Origin of the sequence: Flavobacterium gillisiae, assembly GCF_900107635.1 — a bacterium.
Lineage (GTDB): Bacteria > Bacteroidota > Bacteroidia > Flavobacteriales > Flavobacteriaceae > Flavobacterium > Flavobacterium gillisiae.
Map to the genome: position 1 here is coordinate 36,308 of NZ_FNRD01000012.1, position 20,918 is coordinate 57,225.

Annotated in this window: 15 protein-coding genes and 2 pseudogenes; 4 read left to right on the plus strand and 13 right to left on the minus strand. The window is 32.6% G+C overall.

The window, feature by feature from the left end; genetic code table 11:
- Positions 1-18 precede the first annotated feature (18 nt).
- The 4 genes from BLV35_RS15255 to BLV35_RS15270 form a co-directional block, all read right to left on the minus strand.
- Positions 19-1,401, minus strand: a complete 1,383-nt coding sequence (locus BLV35_RS15255) for a sugar MFS transporter (RefSeq protein WP_245712081.1) — start codon at positions 1,399-1,401, stop codon at positions 19-21.
- Between the two features lie 116 nt (positions 1,402-1,517).
- Positions 1,518-2,441: an NAD-dependent epimerase/dehydratase family protein gene (locus tag BLV35_RS15260; RefSeq protein ID WP_091092203.1), complete on the minus strand. Its 924-nt coding sequence runs from the start codon at positions 2,439-2,441 to the stop codon at positions 1,518-1,520.
- A gap of 36 nt (positions 2,442-2,477) precedes the next feature.
- Entirely contained in the window at positions 2,478-3,353 is an 876-nt protein-coding gene (locus tag BLV35_RS15265; RefSeq protein ID WP_091092206.1) for a sugar phosphate nucleotidyltransferase, read from the minus strand.
- Between the two features lie 26 nt (positions 3,354-3,379).
- Positions 3,380-4,456, minus strand: coding sequence for a mevalonate kinase family protein (locus BLV35_RS15270; RefSeq protein WP_091092208.1), 1,077 nt, complete (start codon positions 4,454-4,456; stop codon positions 3,380-3,382).
- 303 nt (positions 4,457-4,759) lie between these two features.
- On the opposite strand from BLV35_RS15270, the gene BLV35_RS15275 reads away from it, so the two are divergent.
- Positions 4,760-5,800: a LacI family DNA-binding transcriptional regulator gene (locus BLV35_RS15275; RefSeq protein WP_091092210.1), complete on the plus strand. Its 1,041-nt coding sequence runs from the start codon at positions 4,760-4,762 to the stop codon at positions 5,798-5,800.
- 4 nt (positions 5,801-5,804) lie between these two features.
- Here BLV35_RS15275 and BLV35_RS15280 read toward each other — a convergent pair whose 3' ends face one another.
- Entirely contained in the window at positions 5,805-6,455 is a 651-nt protein-coding gene (locus tag BLV35_RS15280; RefSeq protein WP_091092212.1) for a sugar-binding protein, read from the minus strand.
- Positions 6,456-7,140: 685 nt separating this feature from the next.
- On the opposite strand from BLV35_RS15280, the gene BLV35_RS19535 reads away from it, so the two are divergent.
- Positions 7,141-7,629 carry a phosphohexomutase domain-containing protein gene (locus BLV35_RS19535; RefSeq protein WP_245712082.1) on the plus strand — a complete coding sequence of 163 codons (489 nt, stop codon included), beginning with the start codon at positions 7,141-7,143 and terminating at the stop codon, positions 7,627-7,629.
- 170 nt (positions 7,630-7,799) lie between these two features.
- A pseudogene (locus tag BLV35_RS19540) lies at positions 7,800-8,162 on the plus strand (hypothetical protein); the annotation flags it as partial.
- Positions 8,163-9,506: 1,344 nt separating this feature from the next.
- On the opposite strand, the gene BLV35_RS15290 reads toward BLV35_RS19540, so the two are convergent.
- The 3 genes from BLV35_RS15290 to BLV35_RS15300 all read right to left on the minus strand — a co-directional run bounded on the left by BLV35_RS15290 (position 9,507) and on the right by BLV35_RS15300 (position 15,941).
- A complete protein-coding gene (locus tag BLV35_RS15290; protein WP_091092215.1) occupies positions 9,507-12,848 on the minus strand; it encodes a glycoside hydrolase family 2 TIM barrel-domain containing protein in 3,342 nt (1,113 codons plus the stop codon).
- Positions 12,849-13,793: 945 nt separating this feature from the next.
- Entirely contained in the window at positions 13,794-14,981 is a 1,188-nt protein-coding gene (gene kbl, locus BLV35_RS15295) for a glycine C-acetyltransferase (protein ID WP_091092217.1), read from the minus strand.
- 3 nt (positions 14,982-14,984) lie between these two features.
- A complete protein-coding gene (locus BLV35_RS15300) occupies positions 14,985-15,941 on the minus strand; it encodes an NAD-dependent epimerase/dehydratase family protein (RefSeq protein WP_091092219.1) in 957 nt (318 codons plus the stop codon).
- Between the two features lie 169 nt (positions 15,942-16,110).
- On the opposite strand from BLV35_RS15300, the gene BLV35_RS15305 reads away from it, so the two are divergent.
- Entirely contained in the window at positions 16,111-16,572 is a 462-nt protein-coding gene (locus tag BLV35_RS15305; RefSeq protein WP_091092221.1) for an Lrp/AsnC family transcriptional regulator, read from the plus strand.
- 805 nt (positions 16,573-17,377) lie between these two features.
- Here the strand turns inward: BLV35_RS15305 and BLV35_RS15310 are convergent.
- The 5 genes and pseudogenes from BLV35_RS15310 to BLV35_RS15330 all read right to left on the minus strand — a co-directional run bounded on the left by BLV35_RS15310 (position 17,378) and on the right by BLV35_RS15330 (position 20,885).
- Complete coding sequence (locus BLV35_RS15310) at positions 17,378-18,754, minus strand: Gfo/Idh/MocA family protein (protein WP_091092223.1); 1,377 nt, start codon at positions 18,752-18,754, stop codon at positions 17,378-17,380.
- Positions 18,755-18,834: 80 nt separating this feature from the next.
- Positions 18,835-19,884 (minus strand): annotated as a pseudogene (locus tag BLV35_RS19660) (DUF3472 domain-containing protein).
- The gene (locus tag BLV35_RS19665) at positions 19,881-20,132 is read right to left on the minus strand and encodes a DUF5077 domain-containing protein (protein ID WP_091092226.1); all 252 of its coding nucleotides are present in this window, start codon (positions 20,130-20,132) and stop codon (positions 19,881-19,883) included. The pseudogene BLV35_RS19660 and the gene BLV35_RS19665 overlap by 4 nt, the downstream one beginning before the upstream one ends.
- 187 nt (positions 20,133-20,319) lie before the next feature.
- The gene (locus BLV35_RS15325) at positions 20,320-20,631 is read right to left on the minus strand and encodes a hypothetical protein (protein ID WP_091092229.1); all 312 of its coding nucleotides are present in this window, start codon (positions 20,629-20,631) and stop codon (positions 20,320-20,322) included.
- The gene (locus BLV35_RS15330; RefSeq protein WP_143031867.1) at positions 20,628-20,885 is read right to left on the minus strand and encodes a hypothetical protein; all 258 of its coding nucleotides are present in this window, start codon (positions 20,883-20,885) and stop codon (positions 20,628-20,630) included. The genes BLV35_RS15325 and BLV35_RS15330 overlap by 4 nt, the downstream gene beginning before the upstream one ends.
- Positions 20,886-20,918 lie beyond the last annotated feature (33 nt).

Consider the following 20,918-nt stretch of genomic DNA (forward strand, 5'->3'; position numbering starts at 1 on the left):
TAATTTATGGTAATTCGTTTATTTTCTTGACCAGCTAGTGTATTTATGTCCTTTGTGTGCATAAAAGAAAATCATTAGGTAAGCGGGTAAAAGTATTAAGTAAGCAATTTGATTTCCACTTTTGGCTGTTTCTAAAGCTTGATTAGCTTCATTGCTAACATTAATGTTTTCAGCTAAAAGTCCGTATAATAATGGAAAGATAGCTCCTCCTATTATTGCCATGATTAGTAAAGCTCCTCCAATTTTTGTATAACCTCCTAAGTTTTGGAGAGCCAATGGCCAAATGGCAGGCCAGCAAAGTGCATTAACCAATCCAAATAGAGCGACTAAAATAATTACCAAAGGCACTACAGGAATGAAAGGCAATTGAATTAAAATACTAGGAGATACTAAAACCACCAGAAAAACAAGAATTACTCCCAAAACACCGGAAATTTTAAGTGCATTTACCTGGGACAAATATTTGGGTATTAGTGTAATTCCAGCAATATATCCAATAAGCATTGCTGTCATCGTAAATGAGGTCAGCTTAAGATAAAAATTGCCGTTTTCGCCATATACACCAAGCTGTTTTCCAAAAGTTCCAATGGTATCGCCAGCTATAACTTCGGCGGCCATATACAACATTAAAGTAATTACGCCCAACACAAGTTGTGGATACTTTGACGCATTCTTAATTTGTGTATAAACACTCAAATTCGCTACATGACCATCCTCATCTAAATCTATTTCAGGAAGGGGGGATAGCTTGGCCAAAATTGCTAAAATAAGAATTACAATCCCCATATAGATATAAGGCGTTTGCAATTGAAGAGCCAAAGAATCTAAGGTTTGGGATTTAGCAACCTCGTCTAGCAAAGCTATTTTTTCTTTCGTGTAATCTCCCATGTTTGACAATACCAAAGCAGTCAATACTATAGGCGCTACAAAACCCGCTAACTTATTAGCAATTCCTAACACACTTATTCTTGCAGCAGCGCTTTCACGAGGACCAATTACTACAACATAAGGATTTGCAGCTGTTTGCAAAATAGCCAATCCTGTTCCCATGATAAACAAAGCAACTAAAAACAGAAGAAAAGTTCGCATCTCTGCCGCTGGATAAAACATAAATGCTCCAATAGCAATAACAATTAAACCAAGCGATATACCATTTTTATACCCTACTTTTTCTATGATCCAAGAAGATGGAATAGCCATTACAAAATAAGCAATATAGAAAGCAAAAGTAACAAAATAGGCTTGTGAACCACTTAAGTCACAAGCTATTTCAAAGAACGGAATTAAAGGCCCGTTTAACCAAGTAACAAATCCTAAAATAAAAAATAGTAGGGTTAAAATAGCCATCGGAATCAAAACATTACTTTGACCTTTCTCTAGTATACTTTTAGTTTGTATCATTTTGTTGAGATTTATTTAATTATTTATTTTAGTGAATGTGTTATTTGAGTAATGATCAAGTCTTCTTAAATTATTATTTATCTGTTTCAATAAACATTATAAAATTTCAATACATTTTATTTTAATAATTCTTGATGATAAAACTTTATCGTTTCCTCTAAAGCACTTTCTATAGAGTGACTAGGTTTAAATCCCAAATCATTGAATTTTGATGGATCAGCAATCGAATGTTTAATATCGCCTGAACGTTCCTCTAAAAATTGTATTTGAGATTTAGAATTAGTTATTTGAATTATTTTTTCTGCTAATTCTAAAATAGAAGTGCTATATCCTAACGCAACATTATAAGTTTCATTTCCAGTCGTAGATGCCAAGATATTTGCTTTAACTACATCTTTTACATAAATAAAATCTCTAGTTTGTAAACCATCACCATAAATTGTTATGGGTTGATTTTGAAGTGCTTTATTAATAAAAATAGGTACTGCTGCCGCATAAGCGGATTGCGGATTTTGTCTCGGTCCAAAAACATTAAAATAACGAAGTGAAGCCGTAGGAACATTCCATTGATCCTGATACATTTTTAAATAAAATTCTCCATCTAATTTTGTAATTGCGTAAGGTGTCATGGGCTCTGGAATCATAGTTTCTACCTTAGGTAAAGTAGGGTTATTTCCATAGTTTGCAGAAGAAGAAGAAAGTACAACCTTACATCCATTATTTTTTCTTGCAGCTTCTAAAATATTGATTGTACCAATGGTATTAATCTCAATACATTCATCTAAACGCAATAAAGATTCGGGAACACTAACTAGCGCTGCTAAGTGAAATATAGCAGAGGCACCTTTTACTAATTCCTCTACAAGCTCTTTGTCTCTAATGTCTCCTTTAACAAATTCAACATTTAGGCCACTTAAATTTTTCTCAAAACCAGTTCTTAAACTATCTAATACAACTACTTGATTTCCTTCTCCAGATAAATGTTCTGCAATATGACCCCCTATAAATCCTGCCCCGCCTGTGATTACATACTTTTTCATTTTATTTTCCTTTTTTCGATTGATCTGTTTAACCTATTAATTGTTCCAGTCCAATACCGGAAAATATTCTAGCAAATAAGCTTTTACTTCGACAATATCTTCTTTTGCCGTTAAATCAGGAACATGTTCCGAAAAAGGAATTCCTAATGCCATACCAGGAAGATCTTGCACTAAATTTAAAAGTACAGTCGGTAATTCCTTCTCATCTCTTTCAGGATGAACAGGACAATGTTTAAGATAAGGATACAAAGTTTCTCCTTTAAACTTAAACGCGTTCATACTCACTCGAATCTTACCAGAAGCGTCTTTAAACGAATCTAACACAGTAGGTTCTGGTTTTTCAATAATATCAAGAAGCTGATTTTTTTCGTCTAATCTCGCAACAGCAAAACGAGAAATACGTTCTGAAGGAAACAGCATAGCATCCCGATCATAGCTAATAAAAGCGTGAGGACTTTTGGTCATACGGAGCGCAAATAATGCTTCTGACGAATATAAATTATCACTATTACATACAGAATAATATTGCGTATTTAATTCCGGATACTGTTCTACAGCTTGAAATAATGCATCTGCAGTGCCAAATGGCTTCACTCTTTCTTTAGGGATATACTGAACCGCAAAGGAAATATTCAAACCATTAAAATCATTATCTCTGTCTTTACTTCCATAAAAGTCCTTAAATAAATCACCTTGCTCCCCTATGATAATGTATATATTTTTATATCCAGCTCTTTTAGCATTCAATAAAAGGTAATCTAGTAGTGGTCTACCATTAGGACCAACACCGATTAAACCTTTACTTCTTTCATTTGCCTCAGTTATTTCTTTTTCACTCAAATTTTCCACTACAGTCTGCTTTTTCATTCTTGAAGAAGCACCTCCTGCTAAAACTATTAAATTGTCATGCATGATACCTATTTTTAAAAATTAAATATTTATAACATTCTCGCTCCAGCGTCTACAGAAACAGCGTAAGCCTCTACTGCTCCAGCAGCAATCATAGCCTGCGCGACCTGAGGCTCCTTTCCTGGCTCAACCATCACTACAATACTACCTCCTCCACCTGAACCCACTATTTTAGCTCCGTAAGCACCCGCTTTTAATGCAGCATCGATCATAGCATCAATTCTGGGAACAGTAATTTTCAACAAATCTCTCAACACTGCATGATGCTGATTCATTAAACCTCCAATTTTCTTTAAATCAAGAACTGGTTTTTGAAATTCAATTAATGCCATTTTAGTATAATGATGATTTTTAACTGCCGCTTCAAAATAAGGCACTAAATGATCCGGTAAGTAATTTTTTAAATATTTTAGATCATCAATTTCTGCTTTCATTAAATCGAAATTTTTAAAATTTTCTTTGATAATCTCTATTGACCATAACGCATTTCCTTTAACTTCACCAAGCAAACCAATAGTCTCTTTTGGAACTCCTGATACCCCAGTAACAAGACCTTCCAATTTGGTTCCAATAACTGTGAAAGAAAATGGATTCCTTGTGTCGATATGTACAATATTGCCAACTCCAATACTATAATGATCCATCATCCCCCCAGGTTCACCATGCTCAACCACCTCTGATAGATAACCGATATTAGAAATAAATTCAGGTGTTACCTCATCATCAACGTGGAACGCTGTCACCAAAAAATTTATCCATGCCAATAATAAAGCAGACGAACTAGATGTACCGGAATTGATTGGAATATCCCCAGTTATCGTAATATCAAATCCTACATTAGGAATACAACCATGTCTTCTAAGAACCCTCAAGGCTGATGCAAAATAATCACGCGGTTCTAATTCCGAAAAAATCTCATCAATATCTATGATTCTAGTCTGGTCAATATCTATCATATTTAACTGAAATACTCTAGTGTTGTTCTGTACAGCGGTCAGTTTTATACTTCTACTGATCGCACAGGCAATAACAGGCAGTCCAAGATAATCTTGATGATCCCCAAAAAGGCATGTTCTTCCAGGTGCTAATGATATAATTTCTTTCATCTTTCATTTTTTTTAAAACACTGTTATACTAGTGTTTAACAACACAAATAAGAACTAAATATCCATTACATTTCTATTGTACAATGCGAAACTATATATTTAATTTTATTAAAACAAGAAAAAACGAACAAAATGTGCTCGAACACATAATTAAATGTTCTCGAACACAAAAAGATTAAAAACAAAAAAAAGACATATTATTGAAAAATAATTTAACTTTCCGTTTTAATAATAAAAAACTTCTCTTAGGATTCGTTAATTTCTAAAAAATAAATTAACCTAACTTTTATATAACTGTTTAATATGAATAAAAAATACACAATAAAAGATATCGCTCAATTAGCTGGAGTTTCTAAAGGAACAGTAGATCGGGTTTTACATAAAAGAGGTAAAGTCTCTCAAAAAGCACTTGACAGTATAAATGCTGTGTTAAGCGAAATAGATTACGAGCCTAACCTAATTGCAAGAAATCTCAAAAACAATAAAATCTACACTATTTGTGTCGTATTACCAGACCCAGCTTACGATTCATATTGGCTACCCTGCATCAAAGGGATAGAAGAAGCAATAAAAGAATTTAAGGCATTCAATTTAACCATTGAAACACACTATTTTGATCCAGAAAGCAGTAAAACTTTTTTAGACGTAAATGAAATTGTTGTGGATAGGGCTCCTGACGCTGTATTATTAGCTCCTTTATTTTACAAGGAAGCATTAGGTATTGTAGAAAAATATATCAAAAAAGAAATTTTAGTTAATACCTTTAATAATCAAGTTGAATCTAACGAAATTAGAAATTTCGTAGGTCAGGACTTACATAGAAGTGGCAGAGTTGCCGCCAAATTAATGGCATCTATTTCTCAAAAAGGTCAAATTGCCATTATCCATATTGCCGAAAAATTCAAGAATGCAATACACATGCAGGAAAAGGAAAAAGGATTTAGATCTTATTTTGTTGAAAAAGAGGATTCAATTTACGAGATAATTAGTTTAAAATTAAAAAGAACAAATTACGAGGCAAAACTCACTGATTTCCTTACGGAAAATCCAAAGCTTAGCGGTGTTTTTATCACCACATCCAAAGCTTATCAAATTGTAGAAATTATCAATGAAGCAGTAAATGATAAAATTTCAATTATTGGATATGATTTATTAGAAAAAAATATAACCCTTTTAAATAATGGTAAAATTGACTTCTTGATTAATCAAAATCCAAAACAACAAATATATTTAGGAATAAGTTTTCTAGTCGACCATTTTATTTTTGGAAAAGAACTAAGAAATACAACGTTCTTACCTATAGATATTGTTAACTCAGAAAATGCCAGTTATTATATGGAGTAAAAATTCAAGAAACCAAATACAATACTCCAAAAGAGGATGCGATATGAAAATTAGGCTCCTCAGTATTTGGGTGTACCCAAGAAATCCAAGTTGGTTCAAAATGAATGTTCTGTTTAGAATTGTATTTTGCTCTAAAAATACCAGTTTCTATTTTATTTTCTTTAATCAAAGTAAATTTGTTAAGTGAGTCCAGGCTTATAGCTCCTTCTACAGTAAAGCTCAACTCATCTTTTGATGATTTAACACTAATTTCATCTTTTGGCCAATTCCAGTTAAAATCAAAATTTTTATCTGGATAGGCTTTAAAATCCATTACCCTTGCTGCGGTATCAATTTCTAAACAATAATAAGGGTTTAATGAAGCATCTGGTCTAAAAAAAAGTTCAACTCTATCAGAATTTCCAATACTATCTATACTATCATCTTTTGTGTCAATATGAATTTTTGAATCGTAAACAGTAAAACAAAAGAACAAATATTTTCCGTCCCATAATGCTCTAAATTCGATTTCAGAGCGCTGAGTCGCATCCCATGGCGAAATAAAATCATTTAAAACCTCCGATTGTTCCCAAAGACTACTCTCCCCTTTTCCTGTAATTGTTAATTCATCGCTCTTTATCAAATTAACTTTGTAAATTTTATTTCGTTTTGCCATACTATATTATGTTAGTGTTTTTTAAAAAATCTAATAAGTCCCATTAGATCGGCCTTCTATTTTTACATTTTTTAATTACAATGCAAATATAGTGTGCTCGAGAACATTTTAAATATGAATACTTGTAATATTAAATAACTACTTTTTTTATATCAAATACGTATTCTGAAAAAATAAAAACCCACAAATTGATTAAAAGCGTTTAAACTATATTCAACAATAAAAATATTTATAGTTTCATCTACCATTTTTTAAATTATTTTCATACTTCTCTAAAACCAGAAAAAAATAACGATTTTGTAATAAATGTAATCTCGGTTAAACAAAGGTTCTTTTATAATCGTCTATTTATCAAAAGTACAATAAAAAATATCTGTAAATTAGAAGTACTTAATATTAGATAAAACTCTAAACAAAAATACATCGCTTTATCAGATACTAAACAACATAAATTTCTAATAAAAACAAGTAATTATAATTTTAATAAAGTAATATCTGGAAAAAGAGGAGACGTTGGCGAAACAGTAGGAAATACTTTTACACCCGATGACATCGTAACTTTTACAACAGCTTTTGGTTATTAGCTAAATGGATAAAATACAACCAGTAAAAAAAATGTAATTGGTCGTTACGCTCGACTTTATGGAGAAATAATCTCTAAATTGTTAGTAGTACGTTGCAGTCGATGGGGTTAGATGTTGTTGATTTAGGATTGTCAACTACACCAACTGTAGAAATGGCGGTAGTTGCTGAAAAAGCTTTAGGAGGTATTATTCTCACAGCCAGTCACAATCCCAAACAATGCAACGCCTTAAAACTATTAAATGCGGCAGGAGAATTTATATCAGCCCAAGACATAACTGTAGTTTTAAGCAGCAATGAAATTAAAGATCATCAATATGCTGATGTAAATAACTTAGGTAGCGACGCTGTAAATTCAGATTATTTCTCCTATCATATTGATGCAATCAACGCTTTACCTTTAATCAGCAGTCTAGCTATTAAAAAGCGAAAGTTCAAGGTTCTTGTCGATGCTGTAAACTCTACTGGAGGAATTGCTGTTCCATTATTCTTAAATAGCTTAGGAGTAGCGGAAATTGAATTATTAAATTGCGAACCTACCAGCGAATTTGTAAATAATCCCGAACCACTAACTGAAAACTTAACCGAATAACTAAAATGAAGCTGGGCAGTTATGATATTGGTATTGCCGTAGATCCAGATGTTGATAGATTGGTTGTAATTTGTTAAACCTGATAGCCTTTCAATGAGGAGTATACACGGGTAGCCGTTTCAGATTATTTATTATCATATCAAAAAGGAAATACAGTTTCTAACTTATCTTCAACAAGAGCATTAAAAGACATTACCCAATCAAGAGGGCACAACTATTACACAGCCGCTATAGCTGAAGTAAACGTTGTAGAAAAAATGAAGAAAGTTAATGCTATAATTGGTGGAGGAGGAAACGGTGGCATCATTTATCCTGAACTGCATTATGGAAGAGATGCCTTAGTTGGAATTGGCTTCTTATTAAGTTCTTTGGCAGAATCTAATCTTTCACTATCTAACCTAACTAAAACAAAAATTTCCATAATATTATATGTACAAACACAAAATAGACCTTCCTCCTCATTTTTAAATGGACATTATTTTTTGGAAAAAACAAGAAAAATACCCAAACTATCCACTGATAACTATCAATGATATTAAGATTGAAATGGATAACAACTTGGTAAATCTTAGGAAGTAAAATACAGAAGCCGTGTTACGTTTTTTTACAGAAGCCAACACTTATGAAAAACACAAGTCTATTTAATTGTAAATTAGTACTTTATAATTTTAATTCTAGTGATTAGAGATATCTTACCAGTAGAAAATCCGTTGGTTATATAATTGTTTTAATTACGTCCAACGGATTAATATATAAGTCGGAAGTATTAAGGTTAGTTTCAGAATTAATAACACGGGATTACTATCTAAAGGCGGAAGACATCATAAAAATAAACGATTTTAATTATTTCTTTCTATTGCCATTTGGGTCTTTGCTTTTCTCAAATAACTTCGTAGTTGTATCCCAAATTTATTAATAACATCAAGTTAAACTTGAAATAGATTTTTTTTCTCCAATGTCTTCTTTGGTGTTATATAATTCAAATCGCTGAAACACTGATTTTCGTGAAAACAAATTGGTTTCCAGTTTATTTGTCTCACTGCGCTGTATAACATAGTATAAAAATTATACTTTTTTAGTTTTGTGTCCGTTGAATCCAAATAATAACACTACCAAGCCAAAACAGGTAAATGGAATCATATAACTCATTATAATACTCCAGATAGAACCCTAATATTGAAGGCAGTAAAACCCCTCCTATAATGGTCGTCACAATCAAAGAGGACCCATATAGTGCTGTAGCCAAGTCCATCAATTCTAATGGAAAAAATAGTAGGAAACATTATACTCATAAAGGAAGTAATCCCCCATCAATGTATAGACTACTATCATTCCTGTTCCTGTTATTGCGATAATTGTCAGCAAAATATTGATTGTCACGTATAGAATCAATCATATTCGAGCGTGGATATAATCCATCAAAAAAGTCCCCTGAAATCGGCCGAATATAAATACCAGTGCCTTCCAGTTTTTTGCTGTCTATTAAAATTAATGCAAATTATAATGCATATAGATAAAAGAGCTCGACTGCAATTCTAGTTTTATTATGATATATAGGTTGCAAAATCTAGTTTTATTAGTACAAACGAGCTAAAGAAACAAAATCCAGTGCAGCTAATTAAATGAAATGTACTCTTATAGAAAAAATGGCAAAAGACCTAATGAGTTTCCTTACATTATAAAATTTCAGAATATGTCATAAATATAATTGATATTAAACCCCAAATCTCTAGTAAAAACATGTCACCATTTTTTCTTTTCTAAAAAGAAAAAAGAGCGATAAGGCTTCGCGTCCTCATTACTCTTTTTTAATTCTGAAATTTACAAACCGTATATAAAATAACTCTATTGTGAATTTTATTTATAAAATCCCACTCTTATTTAGCAGCTGTTTTTACATTTGAGTTAGCATACTCTTTTGATAATCTCAGCATCGATTCTTTAGTCCCTTTTTCGAAAGGAATCAAGTAGAAAGAATAACCTTGAGCAACATCTCCCTTAATCCTGTATTTATCTTGTGGCATAGATCCCCAACTGTCATCTCCAGCAACACCTCTTTGTCCAAGATCAATGTTTAGCTCAACTAAATCGCGTTCTTTGATATCGTTCGTGTGCTTGCTCGCGTTAATTACAGGAACTCCGTCAATTCTATATTTAGTTTCAATTTTAGCTTGATTTCCATAATCTAATCCATCAGCCGTATCAAAGTCTTCCATAGTCATATGCAAGGCACTAATTCCTAAACCTTTTCGAACATTATCAGCAACAACTAACAAACCGTTGTTATTTTCATCAGCTAAAGCGACCCATCTCACATTTGTTTTATAACCGTTTTCTTGCGGACGGATATAAGGAACATATTGATCACTTACACTAGACTCATATAAATCTAAGAAAGCAGAATGGTATCTATCAGAATAATTTTCCCATGGCCCACGACCAAAATAAGTCATCTTATTGTATTGCTGTGGTAATTGCATACGCATTCCTAGTCTTGGCAAATCAGCTCTATAAGCAGTTTTATCAAGTAGATTCTCCCCTTTTACAATTCCGTTTCCATCAATTTGATAGGTACTGTGGAACTTAGTGTTTACACCTGGCAATTCATAAGTTACATTCAATTCGATCACGTTGTCTGCCACTTTTTTAGTTGACATAGTTAGGACTTCAGAAAATAATGAAGCTTTTTTCCATTCAATATTGTTTGCATACATTCTACTTCCAGAATCATTATCAGTCACCGCTCTCCAGAAATTAGGTTTAGGCCCTTTTCCGTCTTTTAGCAATTCGTTTCCTTTGTATATATAAGAAGTAATACGACCTTCTTTTTTATTAAATTCTACGCTAACAACATCGTTGTAAACAACAACTCCTTTATCAGTATTTTTTACTTTTAATGAAGCCCCTTGCGCTACAGCTGCTTGTTCTTCAACATGCAATCTGTCAATTTTTATTTGTTCATGAGCTACTTCAAATCCTTTTGGTAAAATTCCCCAGTCTTTCTTAGTAACTGCCGAAACCTCAACAAAATACTCAGTATTCTTTTTATAGTCAATTCCTTTTAAATCAACACGGATTAGTTTTCCTGTGTGAACTTCTACATCTAAAGTTTCGGCTGGAACAGTTTTTAATACTTTACCGTCTGCTTTTATTGTCGCTATTAAATCAAATTGATTCAGATTTGTAAAGTCATATAAATTTTCTACTAAAATTCTTAATTCATTATGACCGTTGATTCCTTTTTGTTTGAAGTTGATAAACTCATGCGCTTTCTTTACTTCAAATAGTGCTGGTTGTGGCGATCTGTCTGGAAAAACAATTCCGTTGTTCAAGAACGAATTATCCGAAGGCATGTTTTTACCATAATCTCCTCCATAAGCATAGTAACGCTCTCCTTTTTCATTTGTTTTCCAAATAGATTGATCTACCCAGTCCCAAATAAATCCACCTTGTAAGTTGTCATACTGCTCAATAATATCCCAGTAATCTTGGAAATTTCCTGTACTATTCCCCATTGCATGCGCATATTCACTTGGAATAAATGGTCTGTCTGTTTTAGATTTTCCTATTTCTTCAAATGCAGCTGGTGATGGATATTGAGGAACAATAATATCTGTATTCCAATCCATATCATAGTTACTTCCGTCACGATCTTTATAAGGACGCTCATATTGAACAGGTCTCTTAGACTTATCCATTGCTTTGATTGCGTTGTAACCTGCATAAAAATTCACACCGTTTCCAGCTTCGTTCCCCATAGACCAAATAATTACCGAAGGATGGTTTTTATCACGGGCAACCATACGTGTCATTCTATCCACGTGTGCATTTTCCCAACTTGGCTTTTTAGCCAATGAATGGTCTCCGTAATACATACCATGAGATTCGATATTAGCTTCATCCACTACATAAATACCATGCTCATCGCACAATTCATAAAATCTACTTCCACGTGGGTAGTGACTCAAACGAACTGCATTGATATTATTTTCTTTCCATAAAAGAATGTCTTTCATGATCATCTCTTCTGACATAACGTGACCCGTTTCTGGGTCTGTTTCTTGCGCATTTACTCCTTTTAAAGTAATGCGTTGTCCGTTTACCAATAACAAACCATTTTTAATTTCGACACTTCTAAAACCAATTTGGCGGGTAGTCGATTCAATCGCTTTTCCTCTAGAATCTAAAACATCGATATTTAATGTATATAAATTTGGATGCTCAGCACTCCACGCTTTTACATTTTTTATTTCAGTAGAAAAAGACAATTTATCAGCGGCGTCTTTCTCAATAGAAATTGCCTCAACTCCTTTTTGCAATACTGTATTTCCATCAAGGATACTGTAAGCAACTTTTAATTTTTGCTTTTTTGATAAATGGTTTTTAAGCTCGACATCTAAACTAAAAATACCAGTTTCATAGGCTTTATCTAAAGTAGAAACTACTTCAAAATCTTTAATTCTTACTTTTGGCTGGGCGTATACATAAACGCTACGCTCAATTCCGCTAATTCTCCAAAAATCTTGACACTCTAAATAACTACCGTCTGTCCATCTAAAGATTTGGATGGCAATAGTATTTTTTCCAGCCTTAGCGTGTTTTGTAATATCAAATTCAGTAGGCAATTTACTTCCTTGAGAATATCCTACATACTCTCCATTTAACCATACAAAACCTCCTGATTTCATTGCGCCGATATGTAGAAAGATTTCTTTTCCACTCCAATGGTTTGCCAAATCAAAATCTCTACGGTACGATCCTACTGGATTGTTTTCGTGAGGAACTTTTCCTGGGTATTTTGGGTAAACTCCGTCTAGCTCCATATCTTTTGCGATAGGCGCTTTATAATCGGCAAATTCATATTGATGATTTACATATATAGGAATACCATATCCTTCTACTTCCCAGTTTGAAGGTACTTTTATATTATCCCAACCGCTTAGATTCTCTGAAGGATTCATAAAAGTGGTAGGACGATCTTTTGGCGAATCAACATATTTAAATTTCCACAATCCGTCAAGAACTTGCTTGTACTTTGCATTTCCTTTTGCGGCATCGGCTGCAGATGTAAAGGATGTAAATGTGGCACGACCAGATTCTTTGTTCTCGCTGATCACATTTTCGTTTTCAATATAATGCCATATATCAGCTTTCTGACCGTAGGAATTAACACCGAAAAAAAATAAAGAGCTAACAACTAAAAGGCTATTAATTTTCATATTAAAAAGGTTAAATATTAAGTATTCGTTTTTGTTTGTTATGCCAATCTAAAGGTGCTAAAGTATTTTTACTTACGCAGCCTGTTTTAATTGATTCCTTTTATTTACTTTTACAAAGCTCTTAGTTGTACCACTAGCTTTCTTATTACTTTTCTAAATAATTAATTGGAACTTTAAAATTATCCCATTTTAAAGTTCAATTTCAAAAACAAAATAGTTCTCACTTTCTTGAAATCTACTACATCTTTGTTTCATAAAACCCTTTTAATAAAAGTCTACCCCCGTTAAAATAATACTCTAGCCTTTCTCCAGTTATTTCTTCGAAAAATAAAGAAATCCAAATGTATTCTGAATTTCAATTAAACGCACTAGTACCTATCAGTATGTTTGTGCTATGCACAAAATATAGTGTTTTAATTATAAAATCGATCTTACTCTCTATTAGTTCTCTTTGCGCTAAAAAATTAGTCAATCTTTTTATTTTTCATCACTGTTTTTTTGGTATCCTAATCTTCGTATTGATCAAGCAACTTATTCAGTTTTACTTTCATCTATGCAGTATCTCTTTTGTAATTCATTTGTCTATACAAATTATGTATTTCGTTAGTGTCTTTTTTCAATTCCTACTATTTCGAAGAGGTCATGCGCTTATAAAAATGCACCAGCTTGCATTTATCTGTTCTTATTCCAAAATGAGGTTACACAAAATATTGTCTCTTTTCTTAGAATTTACAATTAATCATTAACCTAAACCTCAAAATTTTCATTATCTATTAGACATCTCGGTCACGAAGTGTAAATCTAAACTTGACATAAACCTCCTGAAGTATTGTAGATTTTGCACAATAACGACCATTAGTTTTTGTGTTTTAGGGAACTTATATTTTCTATAGATAATGTTAATTATAGATAAAATAGTACCCAACTTTAAATAAAGTTATTTTGTTAAATAACACCTAATTTCTTCCCCACTTCAACAAAAGCTTTGACAGCTTTTTTCACATGTTCCAAATCATGTGCAGCCGAAAGTTGGACTCTAATTCTTGCCTCATCCTTTGGCACAACAGGAAAGAAAAACCCAGTTACATAAATACCTTTTTCAAGTAACATTTCAGCAAAATTTTGTGCTAAAATAGCATCATACAACATAATGGGAACAATAGGGTGTATCCCTGGCGCAATATCAAATCCTGCCACTGTCATTTCAGAACGAAAATACTTTGTATTCACTTCTAATTTATCTCGTAAATGCGTTGAATCCGTAAGCATTCCTATCACTTTTAGGGACGCCCCTACAATTGCGGGTGCTAATGTATTTGAAAACAAATATGGTCGTGAATGCTGTCTTAGAATATCAATTATTTCTTTTCTGGCAGCTGTAAAGCCTCCGGAAGCTCCTCCTAATGCTTTTCCAAAAGTTCCTGTAATAATATCTACCCGATCCACCACATTGTGAAATTCATGTACTCCTCTCCCCGTTTTACCTATAAATCCAGTGGAATGACACTCGTCAATCATCACAAGTGCATTGTATTTATCGGCCAAATTACATATTTTATCCAATTGAGCAATAGTACCATCCATAGAAAAAGAACCATCTGTAACAATTAACTTTCTTCTAGACGAACCTGATTGTTTTAATTGAGTTTCCAAATCGTTCATATCGTTATGAGCATATCTGAAACGCTTTGCTTTACAAAGACGTATGCCGTCAATTATTGATGCGTGATTTAATGCATCTGAGATAACTGCATCTTCAGCTGAAAGCAAAGGTTCAAAAAGTCCTCCATTTGCATCAAAAGCCGCAGCATATAAAATAGCATCTTCCATTCCTAAAAAACTAGCTGTTTTCTGTTCCAATTCTTTATGAATATCTTGAGTTCCACAAATAAACCGAACAGAAGACAGCCCAAACCCATGACTATGTAAAGCCGCTATAGCTGCTTCAATAACGGCTTTATTTGCAGATAATCCTAAGTAATTATTTGCACAAAAATTTAAAACTTCTTTTCCTGTAGCCATCATAATAGACGCGCCTTGCTTAGAAGTTATTACTCTTTCTTTTTTGAATAGACCATTAGTTTTAATAGCCTCTATCTCATTAAGCAAATCGTTTTTGATTGATCCGTACATATCCTAGGTATTTTGAATTTTACAATATTTCTCTTCTAAATTTTTAATCATGTCCAAGGTCATAGAACTAAGATCATATTTAGGCTTCCAGTTCCAATCATTTCTCGCATGGGAGTCATCAATACTATTAGGCCATGAATCAGCAATGTTTTGTCTAAAATCTGGCTTATATATAATTTCAAATTCGGGGTGTATTTTTTGAATAGACTTATGCAGCTCTTCTGGTGTAAAGCTCATTCCTGAAATATTATAAGAAGTTTTGACTGATATTTTTTCTAATGGAGCTTCCATCAACTCAATAGTTGCCCTAATAGCATCATCCATGTAAATCATAGGCAAAGTCGTTGAAGCGCTTAAAAAACATTCGTATTTTTCATTGTTAACGGCCTTGTGAAAAATATCAACAGCATAATCTGTAGTTCCTCCACCTGGCAATGATTGATGTCCAATAATTCCTGGATACCTTAGTGATCGAATATCCAATCCATATTTTTCAAAATAATAATTTGCCCAGTTTTCACCTGCGACTTTGCTAATACCATATACTGTGGAAGGCGACAAAACAAAATCTTGTGACGTATTATCTTCTGGAGCATTATCCCCATAAACAGCTATAGAACTAGGAAAAAATATCTTTTTAACTTTATTTATTCTTGATGCTTCTAAAACATTAAAAAAGGTTTTCATATTTAACTCCCAAGCATCCAAAGGATGTTTTTCACCATTGGCTGACAATATAGCTACAAGATGGTAAATTTGTATGATGTTATATTTTGATACTATTGTGTTTACTGCTTCAAAGTTCGTTACATCTAATACTTCAAAACAACCTATAAATGTTTCATTTTGTTTTAAATCTGAAGCAATAATGTTTGCTACTCCAAATCTCCTTTGAAGTTCCATTGTTAAAACCGACCCAAGTTGACCACTGGCCCCTGTTATTAATATTTTTCCTTGCATAAAAACTAATTTAGAATAAGAACAAATTTATCTATATTGATAATTAAACAATCATATAAACTGTACAATTTAAATAAATAAGTATTTTATCCTTTATTACTAGTTAATTTTAACTATTTTTACTTTTAAACTAAGGTTTAAACATAGTATAAAGTAATTTTAACTGCAGATGGAAAAAATAGATGAAATTGATTTAAAAATAATGAGAATTTTACAAAAAGACTCAAAGAAAACAACCAAAGATATAGCCGAATTACTTAATCTAACCACTTCGCCCGTATACGAACGTATTAAACAATTGGAAAGAAAAGGATACATTAAAAAATATGTTGCTTTAATAGATAAAAACCTAATTAACAAACCTATTACAGCAATTTGTATGGTGTCATTGAGATATCATAACGAAGGATTTATTGATAAATTTGATCAACAAATTAAAGCATTAAAGGAAGTTCAACAATGCTACCATATGGCAGGAAAAGTTGATTTCTTTTTAAAGATAAATTTAGAAAGCCTTGATGCTTATCACGAATTCATAAGACTAAAGCTTTCAAAAATTGAAAATATTGGAGTATTGGAAAGTTACTTTGTGCTAAAAGAGATAGTGCAAACTACAGAATATGACATCTAATGTTATTTTAGCTAATTATTTTAGAATAATGTAAAAAAACCTTCATCATTATAATCGAGTTTTGTTTATTCTTATTTTACTACTTCAAAAAGTATTTTTATTTCAAAAAAAGGCGTTGCATTCATACTAGATCAATTAGTTTGAATTTTTGGTTTTGTCGCATTTAATTTAAAAATAAAATGATTTATATTTCTCTAAATTTATGCAACTAGCTTAAAGAGTATTTTAAAAATAGTTATCCCAGAACTAGTCATAAGTTTCTTTCTTAACAGATCTCAACTTCAATTCTATTGAAGGCATCTTGGCTGATTCAAAATTTTAAAATCCTAATCGATTTAGTACTCTCCTCTTTTAGAATCGATGGCTCGACTCACTGATATTATTAAAACATGTACATTTTAAAATACGTGTTTAGTTAACGAAAGGTTATTATGAACATTTATACATAAAATATTAGAGTCGATTTATCAACATTTAATAGTCACGCCTTTCAATTATCAGTAACAAACTAAAATATACTATATTGCACACTAATTTTCTATATTTTCTGATTAATAAAAAACCAATAATATTACTAAATTATTCACTGGCTAAGTTCCAATAATATTAGATACTTTTAACTTTTATGTAAATCATATCCATTCTTTACCCCGTATCTATATTTGTTTCTTCATTTGAGCTTTAATAAAGACTTTAAAAACCTTCTTTAATTACAATTTTCATATTGTATTTCTTAACTTGTGATAATGCCCGTCGAAGTTTCATATTAAACTGGAAACAAGACGGGCAAAAATTAATACTATATCTACTTAGAAAATTCCAAACCCTTTAACTTGTTCCATCCTCCACGAGTAAAGTCAGGTATTTCTACTGGTGCAGAATTATTGTCAAGAGAAACTTCAGTCAGTGATGCTAGACAAGACCATTCTGCCAAATCATAAACATCCATATCTAATGGAAGTCCGTTTTGAAGGCAATGAATCAAACGAGAATCCATAATAAAGTCCATACCACCGTGACCACCTACCTTTTTAGCTCGTTCCTCTAAGCCTATTGTTATTGGGTGCTTGTATTTTTCAATCAAAGCTTTTTTTACCTCTTCTGGTACAAAACTATGAGCTGTTAAATTTTCATGATTTAGAGCTACATCAGCGCCTATTGCTTTTGAATCTAATGCGTAACCTTCGACCGGATATTTATTAGCAAATCCTTTAGTACCGCTTACTTGATACATGCGGCTATAAGGACGAGGAGAAGTCACATCGTGTTGAATTTGGATTGTTTTTCCGTTTTCAGTACGAATCATTGTCATCGTATGATCGCCATTTCTAAAATCTTTTATATCTTCTCCGGTTTTTTCTTTAATAAAAGCTGGATTACCAACCGCTTTCGTGTCCATTGAAACTAAATAATTCATTTTATCTCCGCGGTGAATGTTTAAAACTTGACAAGCTGGTCCCATCCCATGTGTTGGGTAGATGTCACCACGGTGTTTCTTGTTATAATCCATTCTCCAGTTATCCCAATATTCTCCCCAGAAAGGTTGAAGACCATGAATATAAGAACCTTCAGCGTGTAGAATTTCTCCAAACAAACCTTGTTGCGCCATGTTTAAAGTAGTCAACTCAAAGAAATCATACACACAGTTTTCTAACATCATACAGTGTTTACGTGTTTTTTCGGAAGTGTTTATAAGATTCCAAATTTCCTTCATCGTCATTGCACCAGGAACTTCAATCGCTACGTTTTTCCCATCTTTCATTGCTTGTACTCCAATTTCTGCATGGTGCTTCCAGTCAGTGGCAATATAAATAAGATCCACATTGGGAAGGGCGGTTACTTTGCGCCATTCATTCTCGCCAAAAAATTCCTTTGCTTTAGGAAGTCCCGCTTTTACCAATATTTCATTCGATTTTTGGGTTCTGTCTTCTAACATATCACAAAGAGCTACAATTTCAACGCCAGGAATATGAGTCATTCGTTCTACGGCACCTGGTCCACGCATTCCTAAACCTATAAATGCTACCCTCACTGTAGGAATAGGAGCAATTGCTAAACGCAACACATCTGTTTGTCCTTTTGCCCTTTTAGGTGTTGGGGTTTTAATCATCTGGGCAGGCGCACTGGCACATCCTAAGAATAGACAAGCCATTAGAGAAAATTTTAAAATACTACTTTTCATATCAAATTTATTTAGTTAGTTTTCAATTAGGTTGGATGCTCTGCATCTTTAGTTAGATTCTATTATTATTAAACTCTTTTCTACGGTAATTTATTAGTATCAAAATTAGGCTTATCGTTCGTTTGGCGTCTAGTAAAGACACTATCTGGAACCGTATAACCGTTAAAAAAAACTCCATTTTTAAGATAAAAAGCATTTTGATTTAAACCTCCTGAATAATCCATTCTATACCCTTGGGCGGCTGTATTATCTACAGAAAATTTAGCCGTATTCAATTCATGTCAAATACCTTTATCATCACAATACCATTGGTTGCTAAACAAAACTAGTCTAGAAAAATCTCCTTGTGCTGGAATAAAATTTTCTAAAAACGAATGAAATCGTTTTAAATAAGTATTGGTTTGTGAACGATTAAAACTTGCTATTAATTTCCATTGCCCTAGCTCTGGAGCAAAAAAATAGGCAGTATAGTTTGTAGAGTTATTACCCTGAGGAATACCTCTAAGCAAAAACTTATAGGTATTACCCGCTATCCAATTGTACTTCAGGTAACTTTGTCCTCCTGAACCTTCGTTGCCAAATTCTCCCGTTGTTACATTTATCCCTTTTCGGAGTAATTTTATTTTATGCGATTCAGGAATACTGGCAGGATCATCTTTACTAAATGGACTCCACACTGAAAACAAAACTCTTCTTTCTTTGTCTGAATTAACTTGAATACCAAAGTAACCTTCTCCAAAACCATTTGCCATAAAATAGGATCCTATTTTATCTTCCCCAACAGGAACGGTCACTTCATTGTAGTACCACTCTGCATTTATATTCTCAGGGACTTGGAAATTTAAATGTACCGATGGCCCACGTCTTCCCCAATGATAAAAATCACCTTCGTTATTAGGGACATAGGCAAATTTTCCATCAAAACTGTCACTGCTAACATTCAAACTACTAATAGCAGAAAAACTAGTACCTGTTTTTTTTATACCTTTAATTACAATTGCAACATACCCTTCTTTGTCAATCTTCCAACTACCAACCGTAATCATTTTATCATTAGTTAAAACATCAATATTGACTTTTTTAGCAACATTATTAATTAAAAATTCCAGTTCGGATTCTCCAGAAATCACTGCAAACTCTCGAGTGAAATTTTGAAAATTCCAGGTTTAGAAATTCTAAAATACGCAGTAAAGTACTCTTCAGGATTCGTCCAGTTCTCAATTCCATTATTAGTGATAGTCTTACCCTCAAGATGTTTATAGCTATAAGCGTTTCCGCCTAGTAGCAAATGAAATTCTTTCTTTGAATTTTGACCATTTGTCATAATGCAGCAAAGTATTGCAGCAAAACAAAGGAGACCTTGTTTTAAATATTTCATTGTAAATTAGTTTTGTGTTATTGAAATAATTATTTTAAACTATCTAAAATATATTCTTCGCTACAAATGTGATTACGGTAGCCATAACAAATGCTTGCAGATAGTATTTGGCAACAAAACAATGAGAGTCGTCAATCATCTTATTACTGCGTCCTTTGTTTTCAACCAAAACTGCAATAAGAAATTACTAATTCAAATCAGTCATCTCAACACATAATTCAGTATTTTTCAGATTTAACTCTTCACGTTTCATTCCCTTTAGAAGAATATTCTTTCCTAATACTCCATTGCCTATTTTGTTTCCAATGATTTCTACTTTCTTGCAAGCAACGAATCTAAAATTGTATTTTTCTGGATACCATGGCGTAAAAGCAAAACTACGTTTGATTGTGTTGTTGCTAAAACTTAATCCATCTACAGATGCGGCATACAGAATGGGATAATCTGAAGGATTAAAAATGTTATTTTCAATTTTTATATTTTTATGAAAAGGTTTCAATGGATTTGGTATTGGAATTTCTGGATAGATACTGATAATCGCTTCACAAAATTGGTAGTAAGATAATTACAAGGAAATCTAAATTCGTTATTCTTGATGGTAATATCATTAACAGCACCAAAATTAATTACCTGTAAACACATCCCCTTATTATTCGTTAATTCACAAGAACCAACTTCATCTCCGTTAGGCAACAAACCAAACAATTTCGTTTTATAATTAGATATTACATTTGACATCTGTGTTTTTTTCATTCTTTTTTTATTAAATATTGAAAATAAAAAGTA

Coding starts and splice junctions, on each gene's coding strand:
- BLV35_RS15255 (WP_245712081.1), bottom strand. CDS start 1,401: ATGATACAAACTAAAAGTATACTAGAGAAAGGTCAAAGTAATGTTTTG.
- BLV35_RS15260 (WP_091092203.1), bottom strand. CDS start 2,441: ATGAAAAAGTATGTAATCACAGGCGGGGCAGGATTTATAGGGGGTCAT.
- BLV35_RS15265 (WP_091092206.1), bottom strand. CDS start 3,353: ATGCATGACAATTTAATAGTTTTAGCAGGAGGTGCTTCTTCAAGAATG.
- BLV35_RS15270 (WP_091092208.1), bottom strand. CDS start 4,456: ATGAAAGAAATTATATCATTAGCACCTGGAAGAACATGCCTTTTTGGG.
- BLV35_RS15275 (WP_091092210.1), top strand. CDS start 4,760: ATGAATAAAAAATACACAATAAAAGATATCGCTCAATTAGCTGGAGTT.
- BLV35_RS15280 (WP_091092212.1), bottom strand. CDS start 6,455: ATGGCAAAACGAAATAAAATTTACAAAGTTAATTTGATAAAGAGCGAT.
- BLV35_RS19535 (WP_245712082.1), top strand. CDS start 7,141: ATGGGGTTAGATGTTGTTGATTTAGGATTGTCAACTACACCAACTGTA.
- BLV35_RS15290 (WP_091092215.1), bottom strand. CDS start 12,848: ATGAAAATTAATAGCCTTTTAGTTGTTAGCTCTTTATTTTTTTTCGGT.
- kbl (WP_091092217.1), bottom strand. CDS start 14,981: ATGTACGGATCAATCAAAAACGATTTGCTTAATGAGATAGAGGCTATT.
- BLV35_RS15300 (WP_091092219.1), bottom strand. CDS start 15,941: ATGCAAGGAAAAATATTAATAACAGGGGCCAGTGGTCAACTTGGGTCG.
- BLV35_RS15305 (WP_091092221.1), top strand. CDS start 16,111: ATGGAAAAAATAGATGAAATTGATTTAAAAATAATGAGAATTTTACAA.
- BLV35_RS15310 (WP_091092223.1), bottom strand. CDS start 18,754: ATGAAAAGTAGTATTTTAAAATTTTCTCTAATGGCTTGTCTATTCTTA.
- BLV35_RS19665 (WP_091092226.1), bottom strand. CDS start 20,132: ATGAAATATTTAAAACAAGGTCTCCTTTGTTTTGCTGCAATACTTTGC.
- BLV35_RS15330 (WP_143031867.1), bottom strand. CDS start 20,885: ATGAAAAAAACACAGATGTCAAATGTAATATCTAATTATAAAACGAAA.